A 19,062-nucleotide genomic window follows, 5' to 3' on the forward strand; every position below is an offset into this window, starting at 1 on the left:
CGAAGGTGTCGTCCCGCTTTCTGCCCCGCGCGCAGGTCAGCCCACGCGCGCGGGATGGTCCAGGCAAGCGGCGGGGTCCGACGTACCTGCGGCAGTGGGGCACGACGGCGCCTGAAGCACGTCAATCAGGCGCGCCGCCATGAAATCGACGAACGTTCGGATCTTCGCGTCGACGTGACGCCGCGACGCGTAAAGAACGAACACGGGCGTGCGCTCCAGGCGATGGTCGGGGAACAGCCGCACGAGCGCGCCTTGTCGAATGTCGTCGATCACGCAGTGCAGCGGCAGCGCGGCGACGCCCGCGCCCGCAAGAACGGCGAAGCGCGTGGCGTCGACGTCGTCGATGACGAACGGTCCGTCGTTGTTCGCCGATGCCGGCTTGACGATGGTGAGCCTGGCGTGGCGCTTCGGCGTCGCAACGCGCGCGGGTATGGGCGTCAGCGCGTGCGGGGCTATCTGCTCGAATGTGTCGATTCGGCAGGCCTGAAGATACTTCGGTTCGGCAACCAGCACATGCTCGATCTGACCGACCATCCGGCTCACGTTCCCGGAATCGGGCAGTGACGCCGTGGGCACGATCGACACATCGACGCGGTCGTTGATCAGATGTGCGGCGCCGGGTATGAACGTCACATGAAGCTTGACGCCCGGATGCTGGCGTTGATATTCGACGAGGCATTGCGTGAAGCGCCGGAGTCCGAGTTCGGGCGAACAATGGACGTGCAGGGTGCCGTGCGGCACGGTATAGGCGCCGCCGGCCTGCGCTTCGGCATCGTCCAGATCGGCAAGAATCTGCTTGCATCTGGCGTAATAGCGCTGCCCGGACTCCGTCAACGACAGGCTGCGTGTCGTGCGGTTCAGCAGTCTCGCGCGCAACCGGTTCTCGAGCGTGGAGACCGCCCGCGACACGCATGCCTTGCTGAACTCCATATGGTCGGCAGTCGCACTGAAACTGCCCGTTTCCACCACATGCGAGAAGATCCGCATGCTCAGTAGCGTGTCCATGAATACCTCGTCGTGTCCAGGAATCTCGACTGTCCGACAGCAGGAGACGGGATCGACGATCGCGCGCTTCGGAATGCTGTCACGAGATCAAAAGATAGCGGGACGCTCCGTTGCGCACCATCGTACGTTGGGATACGCAGGTACCCGATAGGCACTTTCGACTCATCCTCGCGTATAGCGCGTTGCCGATTTCGGTTCTGTCGTCCGGATGTTCGACCGGCGTCAAGGCCCGATCGTCGAAATGGGTGCACCGGGCAACGGCCAAGCGGTGACGGCGCGAAAGGCCGACCGGTTTCGCATCCTTTCTCATACCTTGGTATAGGTCGGGCCATCGGTTCGTAGCCGCGGAACGCGCCGGCGATGGTGCCGCAGCGCCGGCCGGAAGGCTTCCGTCGAGTCGACCGATTGCCCTCGCGCCGGCTTGCAGCGGGATGGGGATCAGCTGCCGCCATGTCGACGGAACGCGCCGACGGCTGCGCTGCCGCGATTCGTGGATTAAACCTCGATATGACCGGCCCCACCCATCGACAAGTTCGCGCAACTCCTTTGTACGGCTGGTGCACCGTGCTTCGTTTCGATACCGTGTATTCACCGCACTGGTCGTGCGCAACGCTTCATGTTCCCAGGTAGCTAGCCATGATTCTTTTGTCATCGAGTCCTTCCAAGACAGCCACCGATTTCGACGCGTTTGCCGGTGTGCGCGCGTCCAGCCCGATTGCTGCCGAACACGCGTGGCGCGACCCGGGCGCCGGCCGCGATATCGACATCGCGCTTTCGCGCTGGACCCGGAATGGTACCGAGACGCTCGAGGTAACGAACGACTGCAGCGAGAACTGGCACTGCATCGGCATCAACCTCAAATGTACGTTGCTGACCTTCTCGCACGCGGGCCGCACGCTTGTGCAGGGCCGGTTGACGGCGGGTGCCGCGCAAATCACCGCGCCGGGCATCGCGTGTCGCGCCGTGTTCGACGCGCCCAGCGACGTGCTGCATTTGTTTGCATCCCAAACGGTATTGGCCGAATGCTACGCCGACCTTTTCGGTCGCGCCCATGCCGGCGGCATCGTCATCGACGATCCGCGCCTCATGCGGGATCCGGCGCTCGAGCGGCTCGGTCAGGCGCTCGCGGTGTCCCACACGCAGGACGCGGCATTGGGCAAGGTTTTCGCCGACAGCGTCAGCCTCGCGATCGTGTCGCGTATCGTGGCTCGCCACTTCGCGACGAACAGGAGCGAAGTGCGCGGTGCGGCTGCACTGCCGTCGTGGCGCATGCGCCGCGTGGTCGACTATGTCGAAGCGCACCTTGCGGAATCGATCGGGCTCGCCGATATGGCACACAGTGTCGGGCTGACGCGGATGCACTTTGCTGCGCAGTTCCGCCGGGCCACCGGATTGCGGCCTCACGAATATCTGATGCGGCGGCGCATCGAGCGCGCCCAGCAGCTCCTGCTCGAATCACGCCATGGCTTGCTCGATGTCGCACTGGGTTGCGGCTTCCGTTCGCAAGCCCATTTCACGACGGTGTTCAAACGCTTCGTCGGAGAGACGCCTTTTTGCTGGAGGGCGAAGGCAAATGTCGATCGATGAACGGGTACCGGTTTTCCTTGCCATTAGTGAGGGATTTCTTCGTGGCGCTTACCTGCGCGACGGCCGCGACGCGGTCTTTCATGTCCCGCATGTGTTGCCGGGTTGTAGGGGCGCCGGCGCGCGCTCGTCGAATGACGCCCGCGAGATGGCGGAGCAGGCTCTCCGATGTGACGAGCCAGGCGGGCCCCGATAGCCGCGGCGCCGGCGCCGCTTGCGGCGCACGCTTGTCGAAACGGTGAAACCTATGACGCAACGAGGACGATGATGAGCTTCTCGACCGACGTAATGGCGATGGATCCATGGCAGCAGACGCTGAGCCTGCTCTCCCAATTGTGCCGAAACGATGTGCGGCCGGTGGCGCCTGCGATGGAGCCGCTGCATGATCGCGGGACGGCGCCTCATGCGCGGCCGAGAACGGCCGGTGCGGGGCGCCGCGCCGTTTCCGTGAGTTTCGTCGATCGTGTGAGCTCGACAGCGGTGACGATCGCATGGCGCGACTCGACGCACTGCTCGTATGGCGACCAGACCTGGCATGTGACGCGCGCCCGCACAGGCGGGACGTGCGCAATCAGTGGTCGGCCCGTCCGGACTGGCGACACCGTCTATCAGCCCCGTGGGCGTCCGAGGCCGCTCAATGCCGGAGCGATGATTCTCGAGTCGGTGCTGCGCGAAGTGGAAGCCGATCGCTGACCTCGGCGACGATGCGGCAAGCGGCGAGCCGCGCGCTAGTCTGCGCCCACTGCGATCGCAGTGTTCAGCGCGCCGCTCGCCACCAGGTCGAACAATGCCCGGCTGCTGGGCGACAGCGATCGCCCTTTCGCCCAGACCATGTGTAGCGGCCGCACGATCCGCATGTCCTCGACCTCGACAATGGCCAGTTCGCCGCGTCGCAACTCGTCCGCTACGCTGAGCGTCGAGATGTAGGCCAGCGCGTGCTGGGACAGCAGCATCCGCTTGATTGCTTCGGTATGGCTTACCGACATCAGCGGCTCGATCTCCAGCCCGGCGCGACGATACGATTCTTCGATGATCGCGCGCGTGCCGGACCCCGGCTCGCGCATGATCACGGTCCGGTCCACCAGATCCCGTGCACGTACTTTCGTCCCCGCAAGCGGGTGGCCCGCCGCCGCGACGACGGTGATCTCGTCGGAGCCGATGCGTCGAGCATGGAGAATGGAGTCGTCAAAAGGGCCCTCGATGAAGCCGATCGTGAAGCTCAAGTCGTGCAAACCCGCTTCCACGCGCTCGGTGTTCGTGACCGTAAGATCGATGGCGACACGGGGATGGCGTGCATTGAACGCCGCGATTGCTTCCGGCACGAAGAAAACGCCCAGTGTGCCGCTCGCACCGATCTTCATATGACCCGAGCCGAGGCCCGCAAGCTCCGCGAGCTCTTTCTCGGCAGTATCCGCGAGCGTAAAGATGCGGCTTGCATACTCGTAGAGCAGCTTGCCGCCTTCCGTCAGTGCCACGCCGCGCGGCAGCCGATCGAACAGCACGATGCCGAGGCGATCCTCGAGCTCGCGGACCTCCCGGGTGACGGCCGGCTGACTGACGTGTAAACGCTCCGCGCCGGCACTGATGCTGCCGGCGCGTGCGACTTCATAAAAGGCGAGAAGATGAGTGAAGTTCATGGGGCGGGGGAGAGGCGATGGGTGCTGCGCGCTACGCATACCCGGCTGAACTGCCGAGCGGGCGGGCTCGGCTGAACAGTGCGCGGCGCATCAGCGGTCAACTGCCGAAATAGGGATTGCAGAAGCTGGCCGGGCCGACGCACGATGCGGCTGCGTGCGTGGCCACGTGAGCGCGATTGCCGCTTGCCGAGGTGCCGTCCGTCGGTGCGCCGCCGAAACCGCTCGCTGCCTGCTCGGCCGCGACCTTTGCTTCGGCTGCTTGAATGTCCGCCGGATACTGCGGATCGTTTCCGGTCGCCGGATTATAGCCAGCGCGCTCGACGCGGACCAGATCGGCGCGTACTTGCGCGCGCGTGAGCGGCGTGTTGCTTTGCGCGAAGCTGAGCGCGGGCGCGGCGAGGGTGCCGAGGACGAGGGCGATGCATGCGAGCGTTTTCATGATGAAGCTCCTTGAGTTGAGTTGAATTGAAGGCGACACATCTTTCACTGTCGATCGATCCCGCCGTTGTCCAGCAGCGTTTGCCTTTGCCGGGTTTCGGCGGCCTCGCGATGGATTGCGAGTCGATGAAACAAGGATATCGGCGCACCTCGCTCACGAAAAATGCATTGTTTCGATGCGTGCCATACACCGCGGTTATGGCTTTCAGCTCGCCTGATTGTCGACGCCGGACGGGCCCGCCTGAGGCTTGCGGCCATCGATGGCGTTCAGGTAATGCGCCAGTGCGTCGATCTGGTCCGGTGAAATGGGTGCGCCGAACGCACTGCGCATCTTCGTGATCTCGACCTTCCATTCGCTGGTGGTGAGCGGCGGTTGCCGCAGCACCATGCCCGTGGAGTGGCACATCACGCAATTCGCGTTGGCGATGTCCGCACCGGGCCCGGGCGGAAACACCGAATGGCCGGGCGGCAACGTCACGTTGAGCGCGCTCAAGTGCACCGGCGGCGCGATGGCGTCCTGGCGCGCCGCCTGCGCCGCAATGGACTCGGGAAGGTAGTGCCGGCCCACGAGGCCAAGCAACGCACCAACGGAAACGGGGACCATCAACATCACCGCCATGCGCTTCAGTCTTGCGTTCATGTTGTCGCTCCTTGTCAAGCCACGTCGAGCTGAATCGATTCGATGACGTTGCGCATGAAACCTGCACCGTTCCAATTCGGTGTGGCCGGCTGGGCCTGCCCGGTCGCGTCGATGGCGCGCACCATCAGCATCTGCGGGCCGCGTTGAGCGAAGCGCACGTTCGTCTGCCACTGGCGGAAGCTGTATTTGCCGTAGTCGTGTCCTAGTTGCGTATCGGCCCAGCTTCGACCGCCATCTGTCGACAACTCCACGCGCGCCAGTGCGTTGATGCCGCCGAACGCAATACCGCGGACGAGCACCGGTTGACCGGCGCCCACTTTGTCGCCGGTGCTCATGTTGGTGAAGAACGAGCGCGGCAGCATCCGGTTGATGGGAACCTGCGGCACGTCGGTCTCACCGGGCCGCACGTTGGCGAAGTGATTGGCCGGCACCTTGTATGCCTTGGCGGTCCAGAAGTTGTCGTCGGGTGTGTCCAGCACTTCGATGTCGGTCACCATCTTCACCCAGTACGTCGCATACCAGCCCGGTACGACGAGCCGCAGCGGATACCCGTTGAGCAGCGGGAGCGGCTCGCCGTTCATCGCGTACGCGAGCATGACCTCGCCGTCGCGGGCATGGTCGATCTCCACGGACTTGAGGAACTTCGGCGTTTGCGGAATCACGCCTGAATCGAGCCCGTTGAAGCGAACGCAAACGGCATTGGCGCGCACGCCCGCATGGTCGAGCACGTCCTTCAGGCGAACGCCTTTCCATAGCGCATTGCCCATCGCGCCGTTGCCCCACTGGCCGCCCGGCACACGCGGGCTGAAGAAGCCGCGCGAGTTGCCCGAGCATTGATTGACCGCGGCGATCTCGTAGCGCGGGAACCTGCGCATCAGGTCGTCGAGCGAAAGATTCAGCGTCCGCTTGACGGCGCCGTGAACAGCAACGCGGTACGTGGCCGGATCGATGGAGTTCGGAATGTTGGCGAGGTGCCAGCGCACGTAGAAGCGGTCGTTCGGCGTGAACACGCCTTGGTCGAAGACATCGAACGGTGTTTCGAGCAGCGGTGGACGCGTGCGCTGCAGGATCACATTGGATTTTTGCGGCAGGTCCGACGTGAGCGGCCGGCTGCCGTTCTCGAACGGCAGCTCGATGGTGCCACTCTGCGTGCCGCGCGCGAGCGTGGGCATCATGAATGCCGCCGCACCCAGCGCGCCGAGGCCGGCCAACAGGCGGCGCCGGTGCAGCGAGACGGGATCGTAATCGTGTTGGCTCATGAGGGGCTCCAGGTCTGTTCGGTGGACAAAGCGCGCGCGGGGCGCGACGTGCCGGTGGGGGCCGGCGGCCTATCAGTGCGGACCGCGAGTCGGCCGGCGTTCAGCGTGACGGACATCGAGCTCGCGACCATCAGCGCGGCAGCGGTGGCGGGCGACACGCAGCCGAACACGGCCGCGGGAATCGCGAGCGCGTTGTAGACGACCGCGGCGGCGAGGTTCTGGTGCATGACGCGCGCGGTGCGGCGCGCGAGCCGCAACGCGAGGTCGAGCTTTTCAATGCCCGCATCGACGAGCACGATGGATGCGGCGGCCATCGACGCGGGCGACGCGCTGCCGACCGCGATGCCGACATCGGCCGCGGCCAGGGCCGGCGTGTCGTTGAGCCCGTCGCCCACGAACGCGACCGCGCCGCGACCCGCGGCCTGTGCGTGAACGATGTGTGCTGCCTTTCGTTCGGGAGACTGCGCCGCGAGGATGGAGTCATCGGCCAGGCCCACGGCCTGCGCGATGGCGCGCGCGACGATCGGCCGGTCGCCGGTCAGCATGGTCACCGTTGCGCCGTGCGCGCGCAGCGAAGCCACGGCGTCCGTTGCGCCCTCGCGCGGGCGGTCGGCGAAGCCCAGCATGCCGCGCCAGCAGCCGTTGCGGGCGACATGGACGGCGGTGTTCGCATCGTCGATGTCGGGTACCTGAACGTCGTGGCTGCGCAGGAATGCGGCGGTGCCGGCGAGAATGCATTCGCCATCGGCGCCTTCCCATGCCACGCCGGCGCCCGGCACCGCGCGCGACGTGCCGCGCGGGGCGTCCACCGCACCGGCGAGCCGGTCGGGCGCGACGAGCGCGCGAATGGCGGCCGCGATCGGATGCTCGCTGCCGCGTTCGGCCCGCGCCGCTTCCTCGATGAGTTCGGCTTCGCGCACGCCGCTTGCCGCGCGTGCGCTGACAAGCCGTGGCTTGCCCTCGGTCAGCGTGCCGGTTTTGTCCAGGAAGAACATGCGAAGTTTGCCGGCCTTCTCGATGGCCTCGACGTCGCGAAAGAGAATGCCTTCGCGGGCCGCGCGTCCGACGCCGGCGCTCAGCGCGAGCGGCACGGCCATGCCGAGCGCGCACGGGCAGGTGACGACGAGCACCGCGACGGCACGCTCCAGCGCATCCGCCCATCCCATGCCCAGCAGGCCGCCGCCGACGAACACCAGCAGCGCGACCATCGCGATGGCCGGGACGAGGCGGCGCGTGAAGCGCTCGGCGATGGCCTGCGACGCCGTCTTGCGCGCGAGCATCGCGCGCACGCTCGCCGCGATCGAATCCACGCGGCGCTCGCCCCATCCGTATTTCACGCACACCAGCAACTCGCCGTCGGCATTGAAGGCGCCGGCCTCGACGAAGCTGCCGCGCTCCACGCCGACGAGCTCGCTTTCGCCCGTCAGCAGCGAACGATCGAGCGACGACCGGCCGTCCGTGACGACACCGTCGAGCGGCAGACGTTCGCCCGGCAGCACGCGAATGATGCTGCCGGTTGCGACGCGCTTGGCGAGCACGACCGTCTGCGCGCCGTCACTTGCGAGCACGCGCGCGGTTTGCGCGGGCAAATCGAGCAGCGCGCGCACGGCGTCCGACATGCGGCTGCGCACGCGCAGTTCGAGCCAGCGGCCCGCCAGCAGGAACGTGACGATCATGGCCGCCGAATCGAAATAGACCGTCGATTCGCCGTACGCGACCCGCCACAGGGAAAGCAGGAACGACGCGCTCGTACCCATTGCGACGAGGCAGTCCATCCCGGGCACGCGTGCACGCAACGTTCGCCACGCGGCCTTGAAGAACGGTTGCGCGCAATAACCGACGACAGGCAGCGTGGCGATGCCGGCCAGCACGGCGAGCCCATGGCGAACGGGCTCCGGCACCGTGGCGGCCGTCGTGAAGTACAGCGTCGTTTGCGCCGTCATCACCCACATCGAGCAGAAGGCGGCGATGACGAGCCGCAGCGTCAGGTCGTCGAGCAGCGCGGCCGTATGCGCGCGACGATCGGGCGTCTCGTTTTCGGGCGCGCATTCGTAGCCGAGTTTCGCCGCAGCAGCGAGCAGATGGTCGAGGGAGGTGCGGCGCGGATCCCACTCGACGGTCGCGGATTCCGACGCGAAGCTCACCCGCGCGTCGAGCGCGCCGGGCTGGCGCTGCAGCACGCGTTCGAGCGCATTCGCACAGCTCGTGCACCACATGCCGCGCACGTCGAGCGTCGCGCTGTCGGGCGTGCCCGATGCCATTACAGCGGCCTCGCTCATGGGCGCTTCAGCTCGTCTTCGCCGGCCCACGGCGCCGTGCGGTTGCCGATGGCCGCGCGTTCGGCCTTCACGACGTCGGCCGTCAACGCCGGCGAGTGATTGCCGAAGCTCGACCGGACGTGCGAGGCGACGGCGGCAATCTCGTTGTCGGTCAGCGTCGTGCCGAACGCCGGCATCGACCCGTTGAACGTGCTGCCTGCCACCGTGATCTTGCCCGTGACGCCCAGCAGGAGGATGCGCGCGACGAGCTTCGGATCGCCGTTGACCCACTCCGAGCCGGCGAGCGGCGGGAAGACGCCCGGCAGACCCGCGCCGGTAGCCTGGTGGCACGACGCGCAGCGGCTCGCGAAGAGCAGGGCGCCGTCGGCCGCCGCCGGCGCCGCGGCAACGGCGTCGGTGCCGCCCGGCGCGGCTTGGGATTTCGCGTCCGAGTTCGGACCGAGTGCGGGATTGAGGAGGAAGTAGCTCACGCCCCAGACCGCCAGCGCGGCGGCCACGAGGCCGAGCAGCCAGGGCACCGGGTTGCTGCGCTCGATCGGTTCCGCGTGTTCGCGCGCGCGGACGGCACGCGCGTTGTCTTGTTCGCTCATTTCATTGTTCCCGACGGATCGGCCGGTGCCGGATAGGTGTGATTGAGGGCCGTGAGATAGGCGACGAGATCGAGCGCGTCTTGCGACGCGATCACCTGTTTGCCGTCGGCCGGTGCGTACTTCGGCGGCAACTGCACGACGACGTCACCCGGCTTCGCGTGATCGACCACCCTGAACAGGAACGGATAGGCCGGCATCACGCTGCCTGGCGTCACCGCGCGCGGCTGATAGAGATGCGCGAGGTGCCATGCGTCGCTCGGCTGCCGGGCGCCGATGTTGAACAGGTCGGGCCCCGTGCGCGATACGCCGAGCAGGTGCGGATAGTCGTAAACGTAGTCCGCGGGCACGGACGGGCGTCCCCATCCGCGCAGTTGATCCGGGCCGAGCGACGGCGCGTGCGGCTGTTGTGAATGGCAGTAGACGCAACCCATGTTCACGTAGGTCGCACGTCCGCGCAGCTGCGCGACGGTATAGGGCTTCAGCGGCTCGGGCGGCGCTTCGCCGCGTAATTGCCGATACGGAAGGGCGACGAGGACGAGCGTCGCCATCGCGAGCATGATCAGCGAGCCGATTACGACGGTCAGGACGCGGTTCATGTCATGCCCCCAGCGAGATCGCGTGGCGCGCCGGCGCCGCGTCTGAGCGCGCGCCCTGCCGACCGAAGACGAGCGCGAAGAAGTGATACGCGAATACGAAATGGCCGATCGTCATGAGTGCGCCGCCGAGCGTGCGTGCTTGCAGATATGGCGTAAGGACTTCAACGGATGCCATGAACGGCCGCGCGGGATCGAGCAGTGCGATGCCTTGCAGAACGCCGCCGATCGTGAGCGAGACGAAGTAGATGGCAAAGCCGACGGCGGCGAGCCAGAAGTGGAGCCAGACGAGCTTCGGGTACGGCCATTCGCGTTCGAGCACGCGTGGCATCGTGAAGTAGATCGAGCCGAACATGATCATCGAAAAGAAGCCGTACAGGCCGAGATGGGCATGGGCCACCTTGTACTGCGTGAAATGCACGAGCCGGTTGAAGAACGGCAGCGCCTCGAGCGACCCCTGCAGCGACACGAGCGTGTACAGCACGGCGCCCAGCACGACGAAGCGCAGCGTAGGCGAGTGTTTCAGCGCGCCGAAGTGGCCGGCCACCGTCATATGGTGGTTCACTCCGACGGCAAGCACCGGGACGATCATCATCACGCTCTGGACGACCGACACGCTCTGCAGCCATTGCGGAACGGGGCCGCCCAGCAGGTGGTGAATGCCGGCCTGGCTGTAGAACATGGCCAGGGCCCAGAAGCCGACGAGCGAGAGCGCGTACGAATAGATGGGCCGCCCGAGCACCTTCGCGATGAAGTAGTAGGCTGCTGCCAGCCCGATCGGCGTGAGCCACAGCCCGAGCACGTTGTGCGCGAACCACCAGTTGACGATGGCCTGCTCGACGCCGAAGTGCACGCCCGGCACCTTGGCGACGATGTAGAGGATGGGGAACCACAGCAGCGCGGCGGCGAGATACCACACCGACACGTACAGATGGCGCGTGGTGCGCCGTGCGATGGTCATGAGGAGCGGCACCGCAGCGAGCGCACCGCCCGCCGCGAGCAGGATGCCGATTTGCCACGGAATCTCGAGCCATTGCAGGCCGTCGGTCCATCCCGACAGAATGGCGGCGATGCCCGCGGAGAGGCCGGCATTCCAGAGCCACGCGCCGGCGATGGCGAAGCGGCCGCCCGCCAGCTGCGTCTTGAGCAGACGCGGCAGCATCCAGAGGGAAATGCCGATGCCTGCCATCGACGCCCATCCGTATACCACCATGTTCAGATGCGCGGTGCGCACGCGGCCGAACGTGAGCCAGGCCGACTGCGTGAGAAAGTCGGGGGCGGTCAGCTTCTGCGACGCGACGAGGCCCGCGACGGAACCCAGCAGTAGCCAGAACACCGAGGAGCTCAGAAAGACGAAGGTCGGCCCGCGGCTCGACGCGTCCAGCCGCGCGCGTTCCGCGAGTTCCCGGCCGAGTGCCGGCGAGTCGCCCGATGCGCCGGAACGTGTGCCGGGCGCCGCATGCGCGGCGGCTTGTTGGAGGCGCTCGCGTTGCGATGCGGACAGGGCCGGCTCTTCGGTCTGCCCGACTTCCCCCGCGGCGAAGATGACCTCGGCTGCATCGGGGCCGGCCCGCATCAGGCCGTTCATTTGCGCCCAAAGGAACAGGAACAGTCCGAGCACGGAGATCAGAAACGACAACGCGAGCAGCGTGCCAATCGTGAAGTTCATTTCGACAAAGCTCCTCGGTGAATGGAATATCCGCGCGAACCCGTAAGGTGTCCTTCATGACGGGAAAACATTCGGGTGCACGACGTCAACGGATGATCGATCTGCAATTGATGTTGTCGAAATCGGTGGTGAGGGCGGGAGCCAGTATAAGTAGCCCCGGCGCGCCCGTAATATTCAAATTCATCATCGCCGGCATGCCTTTTTCGTATGCCTCGCCGGTCGGCCATACTGAGCGCCTTACCCGCCGATCGCGCGCGCAACGGCGAATGCCGCGGAATCCGGGCCTACCGTGGCCGCACGCATCACCTTCACGGGGACGGACTTGTACGCGGGTGTGCGGCTTTGCGCATCGAACGCATCGAGCGGCACGAGCGGATTCGCTTCGGGGTAGTAGGCGCCACAGCAGCCGTCCGGTAGCGAGTAGTCGACGATCTTGAAGCCGCGCACGATACGTTCGATGCCGTCCGTCCAGAGCGCGACGATATCCACGCGCTCGCCCGGATGCAGGTTGCGCCTGGCGAGTTCGCGCGGATTCATGAACAGCACGTCGCGCTGCCCGAATACACCCCGATATCTGTCCGAATGAGAATAGAGCGTGGTGTTGTACTGATCGTGGCTGCGCATCGTCGTGAGCATCAGCGCTTCCGGGTCGCCATGATCGAAGTCTTCGTCGAGACCGGCGAAGACGAGGAAATTCGCGCGGCCGGTCGAAGTCGCCCACACCCTTTCGCGAGCAGTCGACGCGAGATGAAAGCCGCCGGGTATGCGAATGCGCTGGTTGTACGCCTGGAAGATCGGGAATACCACTTCGATCGCGTCGCGAATCCGGTCGTAATTCGCGACGAGATGTTCCCATGGCACGCGCGATGCACTGCCGAGCGTTGCACGGGCGATACTGGCGACGATCGCCGGTTCGCTGAGCAGGTGCTCCGACGCCGGTGCGTTGCGGCCAGCCGACGCATGGACCATCGACATTGAATCTTCCACGGTAATCGATTGCGGTCCGTCCGCCTGGATATCGATTTCGGTGCGTCCGAGGCAAGGCAGAATCAATGCGGCCTTGCCGTGTACCAGATGGCTGCGATTGAGCTTCGTTGCGATATGCACGGTCAGGTCGAGCCGGCTTATCGCCGGCTGCACGCGGACCCAGTCCGGTATGGCTGCGGCGAAATTTCCGCCCAGCGCGATAAACACCCGTGCGTGGCCGCGCATCATCGCGTCGATGGTGGCAAGCACGTCATGACCGTGTGCGGCGGGCGGACGAAAGCCGAACGCGCGCTCGATGCCGTCGAGCAGCGCAGCGCTCGGCTTCTCGGTGATGCCGACCGTCCGGTTGCCTTGTACGTTCGAGTGTCCGCGCACCGGACAGATGCCGGCCCCCGGCCGGCCGACGTTGCCCCGCAGCAGCGCGAGATTTGCGATCTGCTGCACGTTTTCCGTCCCGCGGCGGTGCTGAGTGAGCCCCATGCCGTACACCAGGATCACGTTGTTCGCCGCCATGTAGATGCGCGCGGCATTTTCGATGTCGGCGCGCGCGAGCCCCGATACGCGCTCGATGGCGTCCCACGACGCGGCGCGCAGGTCCGCGACGAGCTCATCGATGCCGTGCGTATGGCCGGCGATGAACGTCACGTCGAGGATTCGGGGTTGGTCGGCCGCGACGGCCGCGTCGTCGGCCTCGACGATGGCCTTCATCATCCCCTTGAGCACGGCCGCGTCGCCGCCGATGCGCACCTGGTAGAGAAACGTGCTGATCGGCGTCGAACCGAGCGTTGCCATTTCGAGCGGATCCTGCGGCGCGGTGAAGCGCTCGAGCGCACGTTCGCGAAACGGGTTGAACGAGACGATCTTCGCCCCGCGGCGCGATGCCGCGTGCAGGTCGGTCATCATCCGGGGGCTGTTGGTGCCGGGGTTCTGACCGAAGATGAAGATCGCGTCGGCCTGCTCGAAGTCCTCGAGCAGCACGGTCCCTTTGCCGACGCCGATCGACTGGGGCAGCCCGACGCTGGTGGCTTCATGGCACATGTTCGAGCAATCGGGGAAATTGTTCGTGCCGAATTCGCGTACGAACAGCTGATAGAGGAACGCCGCTTCGTTCGATGCGCGCCCCGACGTATAGAAATCCGCCTGATCGGGATGATCGAGGGCGTTCAGGGCAGTCGCGATCGTCGAGAAGGCGGCCTCCCAGGTGATCGGGATGTAGCGATCCGACACGCGGTCATAGGTCATCGGGTGAGTGAGACGTCCTGCCATCTCGAGATCGTAGTCATCCCATGTCGAAAGCTCGGACACGCGGTGCGCGGCGAAAAACTCGGGCGTGCAGCGCTTCGACGTTGCCTCCCATGCCACCGCTTTCGCACCGTTCTCGCAAAATTCGAACGATGACGTATGTTTCGGGTCCGGCCACGCACAACCCGGGCAGTCGAATCCCTCCGGTTGATTCATCCGCAGCAGCGTCTTCGCGCCGGACACGGCAATGCCCTGTACCGCGAGCGCCGCTCCCGTCGCTTTCAGCGCGCCCCAGCCGCCCGCGGGTTCGCTATAGATTCGAACGGTCTTTTTCTCGGCCATGTCGGGTTCCTCCATCGATTCGGTTCGATCTTGATGCGCGCATGCGCGGCGGCATTGCACCGCGACGGCGCGAGTTTCGAATTCGCACGCAAGAATTCGCACGGCAGGAAAACGATCGTCGCGGCGGCGATGCACATTGGCCTGCTGCATCGGAACCGTGAACGCCGCGGACGACCGTGCGGAGCCGAAAATCCCGGTCCCTGTCAAAAAGAGCCGGGCATGGTCGTTTCGATAATCGTGGCAGTGCGTGAGTTTTGCGGCCGCGAGCCGCGGCCGCAGGGCGACGCGTAACGTCGCTTCTACCGGAGGACCGGATGGAAGCGGCATCGTCAAGGAGAGAACGAAGATGGCAACGCTCGTATTGAAAGACGGGACCGAACTGTTCTACAAGGACTGGGGCTCAGGCCAGCCGGTGGTGTTCTCGCATGGATGGCCGTTGAATGCCGATGCATGGGATGCACAGATGATGTATCTCGCCGAGCGAGGCTATCGTGTGATCGCGCACGACCGGCGTGGGCACGGCCGCTCCAGTCAACCCTGGGGCGGAAACGAGATGTCGCGTTACGCGGACGATCTCGCCGAACTGATCGAATATCTCGATCTGAAGGACGCGGTGCTCGTCGGTCATTCGACCGGAGGTGGCGAGGTTGCCCGTTATATCGGCCGGCACGGCACCGGTCGTGTCGCGAAGGCCGTATTGATCGCCGCGGTGCCGCCGCTGATGCTGAAGACCGACGCCAATCCCGGCGGCTTGCCGTTGTCGGTGTTCGACGACATCCGAAAGGGCGTCCTCGCGAACCGCTCGCAGTTCTTCAAGGACCTGGCGGTGCCGTTTTACGGCTTCAACCGCGACCACGCAAAGGCGTCGGACGGGACGGTGGATGCCTTCTGGTACGCGGGTATGCAATGTTCGATCAAGAGCGCGTACGACTGCATCAAGGCGTTCTCGGAAACCGACTTCACCGCCGATTTGCGCAGCATCGACGTTCCGACGCTGATCCTGCAAGGCGATGCCGATCAGATCGTCCCGCTGGACGATTCCGGCCGGCTGTCGGCAGAGATCGTTCGCGGGGCGCGGCTGACGATCTATCCCGGCGCGCCGCACGGCTTGTGCACCACGCATGCCGATCAGGTGAACGCGGATCTGCTCGCGTTCATCCGCGCATGACGTTCCGGCCGCGCGTCGCGTCGTCGGGCGGGATGGCGCGAAACTATACGTATAGATGATTTCCGCGGGTTGTCGATTTCTCTAATATTGGGTTCGACAGGGCGGCCAATGTCGGGTCGCCCGAAATGGAATTCCGTCCGAGGGCCCGGGTTTGCACAATTTTCCAATCGTTTCGATTGTTGACGATGACGAATCCGTCCGTGTCGCCACGTCCAGTCTGGTTCGCTCTCTGGGGTGGAGCGCGAAACTTTATGCATCGGCGGAGCAGTTTCTGGCGTCCGACGACGTTCGGGAAGTCTCGTGCATCATTTCAGACGTCCAGATGCCCGGCATTTCAGGTCTGGAGATGTATCGACAGCTGGTGGACAGCGGCGTCACGGTGCCGATCATCTTCATTTCGGCATTCGTGTCCGAGGCCGTCCGGCGCCAGGCGGTCGGTATGGGGGCGATCAGCGTGTTGAGGAAACCCGTGGATGCCGTACAAGTCGCCCGTGATCTGGCATCCGTGAAGGAAGGTCGGGGGAACCCGGCTTCGTAAGCGCATTCATGAAGCCGGGTATCGCCGCTCGTAACGTCAACGCGCCGCCGTGGGAACGGGAGATACCGACTGGCAATTCCCTACATTTCATTTCCTTCGGGCACTGCAAAACACGACGACGATGAGCAATCGGACAATAGGCAAGCCATGGCGAGAAGACGCGCGTGTGTTGTACACGTTGGCCGGTGCACTGACGGCGCTTATTTTCATTATCGACGTGACGCCGCTCGATACCGCGATTGCCGTGCTTTACGTGGCGGTGGTGCTGCTGGCCGCGTCAGCCGGCTCGCGTCGGGCGACGTATGTCGCCGCATTCGGATGCGTGGGACTGACGTTGCTCGCGCTTGCGCTGTCGCATGACGCACGATATTCCGGCGGTGCGCTCGCCCGCTGCGGCGTAAGCCTGCTCGCGATCGTGACGACCGCAGTGTTGTCGCTACGCAATCTCGCCAACACCGGCATTCTGCGCGAGCGGCTTCAGTTGCTCGATCTGACTCATGACGCGATCGTCGTTTACGACTTGCAGGACCGGATCGCATTCTGGAATCAAGGCGCGGAGGCGCTTTACGGCTGGACGGCCGAACAGGCGCTCGGCCAGCCGGTCCATATGCTGACGCAGACCGTCGCGTCGGTGCCGCTCGACGACATTCACCGTGCCGTACTCGAATGCGGACAGTGGCAGGGCGAACTGCAGCGTGTCCGCAAGGACGGCAAAAAGGTGATGATTTCGAGTCGACTCGCGCTGTGGCGCGATGCCGGCGGAAAGCCGGTTGCGATACTCGCGACCAACAATGACATTACCGACCGCAAGCGCCTGGAAGGCGAAATGCGGCGGCAGCAGGACGAGTTGCGCGCGATGATCGACGCAATTCCCGCAATGGTGTGGAGCTCGGACAGTAACGGCAAGATCGACTACGTGAACCAGCGGTGGACGGAGTTCGGTGTGTACATGGCCAAGCGCGAAGAAGATATCTGGCGTGCCGTCGTCCATCCCGACGACTTCGATACGATGCAGCACGCGTGGGAGCGCGCCGTGGGCAACGAGTCACGGTTCGAGAGCACCGTTCGGATCAGGCGCGAGGACGGCGTTTACCGGTGGGTGCATATCCGCGCGGCGCCGCTTCGCGACGAGAGCGGGCGTGTCGTTCGCTGGTATGGCGTGAATACCGACATCGAGGCACGCAAGCAGGCCGAACAGGCGTGGCGCCGCGGCGAGGCATTTTTATCGGGCGCGCAGCGGCTGAGTCATACCGGCAGTATTGCGATGAGGCTTCCCGACTGTACGATGTGGTGGTCCGACGAGACGTATCGCATCTTCGAACTCGATCGCCACAGAGTGCCGGATTTCGAATCGATTGCGTCGCGCGTCCACCCCGACGACGTATCGCTTGTCCGCGATGCCTGGCATCGCCAGATCGCAGGCGCGTCGGATCCGGACATCAAGTTTCGACTGCTGATGACCGATGCCCGCGTCAAACACGTCCATTACGTCGCGCATCCGATCCGACATCAAAAGGAAACGGAATACGTCGGCGCATTGATGGACATCACCGAGCGCGTCGTCGCGCAGGAAGCGCTGGATCGATCGAATGCCGAACTGGCACACGCGACGCGGGTAACGATGCTGGGCGAACTGGCCGCATCGATTGCGCATGAAGTCACGCAGCCGCTTGCCGCAATCGTCACTGCGGGTGACGCTGCATTGCGCTGGATCGACCGTCCGGAGCCCGATCTGGGCGAGGTACAGCAATCCGTCGCCCAGATGATCCGCGACGCCAAGCGCGCCTCCGACATCATCCGACAGATCCGGGCGATGGCGAGAAAGCGCGCGCCCGAGCAGGTGCCGCTCGACCTGAACGACGTTGTGCGAGAATCGCTCGAACTCGTCGCGCGCGAGCTGGAAACTCACCGGGTGGACGTAGAGGCCGACTATTCCGCGTCGCCACAGCGTGTGTGCGGCGACCGCGTCCAGTTGCAGCAAGTCGTCATCAATCTGGTGATGAACGCGATACAAGCGATGTCGGGGCTCGCCCCCGGCACGCGACGCTTGCTGCTTCGCACCCGGGCGCGGGACGGTCATGCTCACATGATGGTGGAGGACCAGGGAGCGGGGGTGAGCAACGAAGACTTCGACAGATTGTTCAGCGTATTCTTCACGACGAAACAGAATGGGATGGGTATGGGGTTGTCGATTTGCCGGTCGATAGTGGAAGCGCATGGCGGCCGTATCTGGGCCGAGATCCCGGAGCGGGCCGGAATGGTCATACAGTTCGTATTGCCACTGGATGAGGAAATGTGTAATGAACACTGATACGCAAGACCCCGCCCAGCAATCAATCGTTTATGTCGTCGACGACGACGAGTCGATGCGAACGGCGGTCGACATGCTGCTTCGTTCGGTAGGGTTCCGCGTCGAAGCGTTCGCATCGGCGCAGGAGTTTCTCGCCTTTGACAAACCCGACGTGGCGAGTTGCCTGATTCTCGACGTTCGCCTGAAAGGCCAGAGCGGGCTCGCGGTTCAGGAGCAGATCGCGGCCGCCGACCTGCATCTGCCGATCATCTTCATGACGGCGTACGGCGATATTGCGATGTCGGTGAAGGCGATGAAGGCCGGTGCGATGGATTTTCTTCCGAAGCCATTTCGGGAGCAGGACATGCTCGATGCGGTCACGACGGCACTCGAGCGCGACGCGCGCTGGAGAAGCGAGCATCGTTCGCTCGTCGACCTGCGTGCGCGCTATGCAACGCTGTCCGCGCGCGAGCGCGAGGTCATGGCATTCGTGGCGAGCGGGCTGATGAACAAGCAGATCGCGGCAGAAATGAATCTGAGTGAAATCACCGTGAAGATTCACCGCGGACAGGCGATGAAGAAAATGGAGGCGCGTTCGTTGGCCGACTTCGTGAAGAAGGCGGAGGCGCTGGGTGTCGACCGGCCGGCGCAGGCGCCTGCGGCAGCCAGAATGCAGCGCAGCTAGCGGGCGTCGAAGCCCGATGAGTCGGGACGTTCGGCCGCTCATCCGATTCGCGTTCCCGGACGACGACGGTTGCGGCCGGGACTACGCCGAATGCACGACGTCTCGGCCCCGCGAAT

16 protein-coding genes are annotated in these 19,062 nt (G+C 64.9%); 6 read left to right on the forward strand and 10 right to left on the reverse strand.

Annotation, left to right across the window (positions count from 1 at the left end; all coding sequences use genetic code 11):
- Positions 1-36: 36 nt before the first annotated feature.
- A complete protein-coding gene (locus FFI87_RS21415) occupies positions 37-1,005 on the reverse strand; it encodes a LysR family transcriptional regulator (RefSeq protein ID WP_138849132.1) in 969 nt (322 codons plus the stop codon).
- A 636-nt stretch (positions 1,006-1,641) separates the two neighbouring features.
- Between FFI87_RS21415 and FFI87_RS21420 the strand changes: the two genes are divergently transcribed.
- Together FFI87_RS21420 and FFI87_RS21425 are read left to right on the forward strand one after the other, a co-directional pair.
- Entirely contained in the window at positions 1,642-2,592 is a 951-nt protein-coding gene (locus FFI87_RS21420; RefSeq protein ID WP_138849130.1) for a helix-turn-helix domain-containing protein, read from the forward strand.
- A 264-nt stretch (positions 2,593-2,856) separates the two neighbouring features.
- Positions 2,857-3,282, forward strand: coding sequence for a DUF3331 domain-containing protein (locus tag FFI87_RS21425; protein ID WP_138849128.1), 426 nt, complete (start codon positions 2,857-2,859; stop codon positions 3,280-3,282).
- Between the two features lie 35 nt (positions 3,283-3,317).
- Here FFI87_RS21425 and FFI87_RS21430 read toward each other — a convergent pair whose 3' ends face one another.
- The 9 genes from FFI87_RS21430 to FFI87_RS21470 form a co-directional block, all read right to left on the reverse strand.
- On the reverse strand, positions 3,318-4,226 hold the full coding sequence (locus tag FFI87_RS21430) for a LysR family transcriptional regulator (protein ID WP_138849126.1): 909 nt from the start codon (positions 4,224-4,226) through the stop codon (positions 3,318-3,320).
- A gap of 97 nt (positions 4,227-4,323) precedes the next feature.
- Complete coding sequence (locus tag FFI87_RS21435; RefSeq protein ID WP_138849125.1) at positions 4,324-4,665, reverse strand: DUF4148 domain-containing protein; 342 nt, start codon at positions 4,663-4,665, stop codon at positions 4,324-4,326.
- A gap of 204 nt (positions 4,666-4,869) precedes the next feature.
- Entirely contained in the window at positions 4,870-5,304 is a 435-nt protein-coding gene (locus tag FFI87_RS21440; RefSeq protein WP_138849123.1) for a c-type cytochrome, read from the reverse strand.
- Positions 5,305-5,318: 14 nt separating this feature from the next.
- Positions 5,319-6,563 carry a molybdopterin-dependent oxidoreductase gene (locus tag FFI87_RS21445; RefSeq protein ID WP_138849121.1) on the reverse strand — a complete coding sequence of 415 codons (1,245 nt, stop codon included), beginning with the start codon at positions 6,561-6,563 and terminating at the stop codon, positions 5,319-5,321.
- Positions 6,560-8,842 carry a heavy metal translocating P-type ATPase gene (locus tag FFI87_RS21450; RefSeq protein WP_244108079.1) on the reverse strand — a complete coding sequence of 761 codons (2,283 nt, stop codon included), beginning with the start codon at positions 8,840-8,842 and terminating at the stop codon, positions 6,560-6,562. Before FFI87_RS21450 ends, FFI87_RS21445 begins: the two co-directional genes overlap by 4 nt.
- Positions 8,839-9,432 (reverse strand): c-type cytochrome, encoded by a 594-nt coding sequence (locus FFI87_RS21455; protein WP_138849119.1) that lies wholly within the window; start codon positions 9,430-9,432, stop codon positions 8,839-8,841. The genes FFI87_RS21450 and FFI87_RS21455 overlap by 4 nt, the downstream gene beginning before the upstream one ends.
- Complete coding sequence (locus tag FFI87_RS21460) at positions 9,429-10,028, reverse strand: cbb3-type cytochrome c oxidase subunit II (protein WP_138849117.1); 600 nt, start codon at positions 10,026-10,028, stop codon at positions 9,429-9,431. Before FFI87_RS21460 ends, FFI87_RS21455 begins: the two co-directional genes overlap by 4 nt.
- Position 10,029: 1 nt before the next feature.
- Positions 10,030-11,694 (reverse strand): cbb3-type cytochrome c oxidase subunit I, encoded by a 1,665-nt coding sequence (locus tag FFI87_RS21465; RefSeq protein ID WP_138849115.1) that lies wholly within the window; start codon positions 11,692-11,694, stop codon positions 10,030-10,032.
- Between the two features lie 237 nt (positions 11,695-11,931).
- Positions 11,932-14,265, reverse strand: a complete 2,334-nt coding sequence (locus tag FFI87_RS21470) for an FdhF/YdeP family oxidoreductase (RefSeq protein WP_138849114.1) — start codon at positions 14,263-14,265, stop codon at positions 11,932-11,934.
- Between the two features lie 346 nt (positions 14,266-14,611).
- Between FFI87_RS21470 and FFI87_RS21475 the strand changes: the two genes are divergently transcribed.
- From FFI87_RS21475 to FFI87_RS21490, 4 genes are all read left to right on the forward strand, one after another.
- Positions 14,612-15,433: an alpha/beta fold hydrolase gene (locus FFI87_RS21475; protein ID WP_138850206.1), complete on the forward strand. Its 822-nt coding sequence runs from the start codon at positions 14,612-14,614 to the stop codon at positions 15,431-15,433.
- Between the two features lie 151 nt (positions 15,434-15,584).
- Positions 15,585-15,971: a response regulator transcription factor gene (locus FFI87_RS21480; RefSeq protein WP_012366369.1), complete on the forward strand. Its 387-nt coding sequence runs from the start codon at positions 15,585-15,587 to the stop codon at positions 15,969-15,971.
- Between the two features lie 121 nt (positions 15,972-16,092).
- Entirely contained in the window at positions 16,093-18,282 is a 2,190-nt protein-coding gene (locus FFI87_RS21485) for a PAS domain S-box protein (protein ID WP_186381755.1), read from the forward strand.
- Complete coding sequence (locus FFI87_RS21490) at positions 18,272-18,946, forward strand: response regulator transcription factor (RefSeq protein ID WP_138850205.1); 675 nt, start codon at positions 18,272-18,274, stop codon at positions 18,944-18,946. Before FFI87_RS21485 ends, FFI87_RS21490 begins: the two co-directional genes overlap by 11 nt.
- The last annotated feature ends 116 nt before the right edge of the window (positions 18,947-19,062 follow it).

This window comes from Burkholderia sp. KBS0801, assembly GCF_005937855.2.
Taxonomy (GTDB): Bacteria; Pseudomonadota; Gammaproteobacteria; order Burkholderiales; family Burkholderiaceae; genus Burkholderia; species Burkholderia ambifaria.

Excerpts from the sequence above, each read along its gene's own strand:
- FFI87_RS21465 (WP_138849115.1), bottom strand. The coding sequence starts at position 11,694 with ATGAACTTCACGATTGGCACGCTGCTCGCGTTGTCGTTTCTGATCTCC.
- FFI87_RS21475 (WP_138850206.1), top strand. The coding sequence starts at position 14,612 with ATGGCAACGCTCGTATTGAAAGACGGGACCGAACTGTTCTACAAGGAC.
- FFI87_RS21445 (WP_138849121.1), bottom strand. The coding sequence starts at position 6,563 with ATGAGCCAACACGATTACGATCCCGTCTCGCTGCACCGGCGCCGCCTG.
- FFI87_RS21425 (WP_138849128.1), top strand. The coding sequence starts at position 2,857 with ATGAGCTTCTCGACCGACGTAATGGCGATGGATCCATGGCAGCAGACG.
- FFI87_RS21460 (WP_138849117.1), bottom strand. The coding sequence starts at position 10,028 with ATGAACCGCGTCCTGACCGTCGTAATCGGCTCGCTGATCATGCTCGCG.
- FFI87_RS21435 (WP_138849125.1), bottom strand. The coding sequence starts at position 4,665 with ATGAAAACGCTCGCATGCATCGCCCTCGTCCTCGGCACCCTCGCCGCG.
- FFI87_RS21415 (WP_138849132.1), bottom strand. The coding sequence starts at position 1,005 with ATGGACACGCTACTGAGCATGCGGATCTTCTCGCATGTGGTGGAAACG.
- FFI87_RS21490 (WP_138850205.1), top strand. The coding sequence starts at position 18,272 with ATGAACACTGATACGCAAGACCCCGCCCAGCAATCAATCGTTTATGTC.
- FFI87_RS21420 (WP_138849130.1), top strand. The coding sequence starts at position 1,642 with ATGATTCTTTTGTCATCGAGTCCTTCCAAGACAGCCACCGATTTCGAC.
- FFI87_RS21455 (WP_138849119.1), bottom strand. The coding sequence starts at position 9,432 with ATGAGCGAACAAGACAACGCGCGTGCCGTCCGCGCGCGCGAACACGCG.
- FFI87_RS21440 (WP_138849123.1), bottom strand. The coding sequence starts at position 5,304 with ATGAACGCAAGACTGAAGCGCATGGCGGTGATGTTGATGGTCCCCGTT.
- FFI87_RS21470 (WP_138849114.1), bottom strand. The coding sequence starts at position 14,265 with ATGGCCGAGAAAAAGACCGTTCGAATCTATAGCGAACCCGCGGGCGGC.
- FFI87_RS21450 (WP_244108079.1), bottom strand. The coding sequence starts at position 8,842 with ATGAGCGAGGCCGCTGTAATGGCATCGGGCACGCCCGACAGCGCGACG.
- FFI87_RS21485 (WP_186381755.1), top strand. The coding sequence starts at position 16,093 with ATGAGCAATCGGACAATAGGCAAGCCATGGCGAGAAGACGCGCGTGTG.
- FFI87_RS21430 (WP_138849126.1), bottom strand. The coding sequence starts at position 4,226 with ATGAACTTCACTCATCTTCTCGCCTTTTATGAAGTCGCACGCGCCGGC.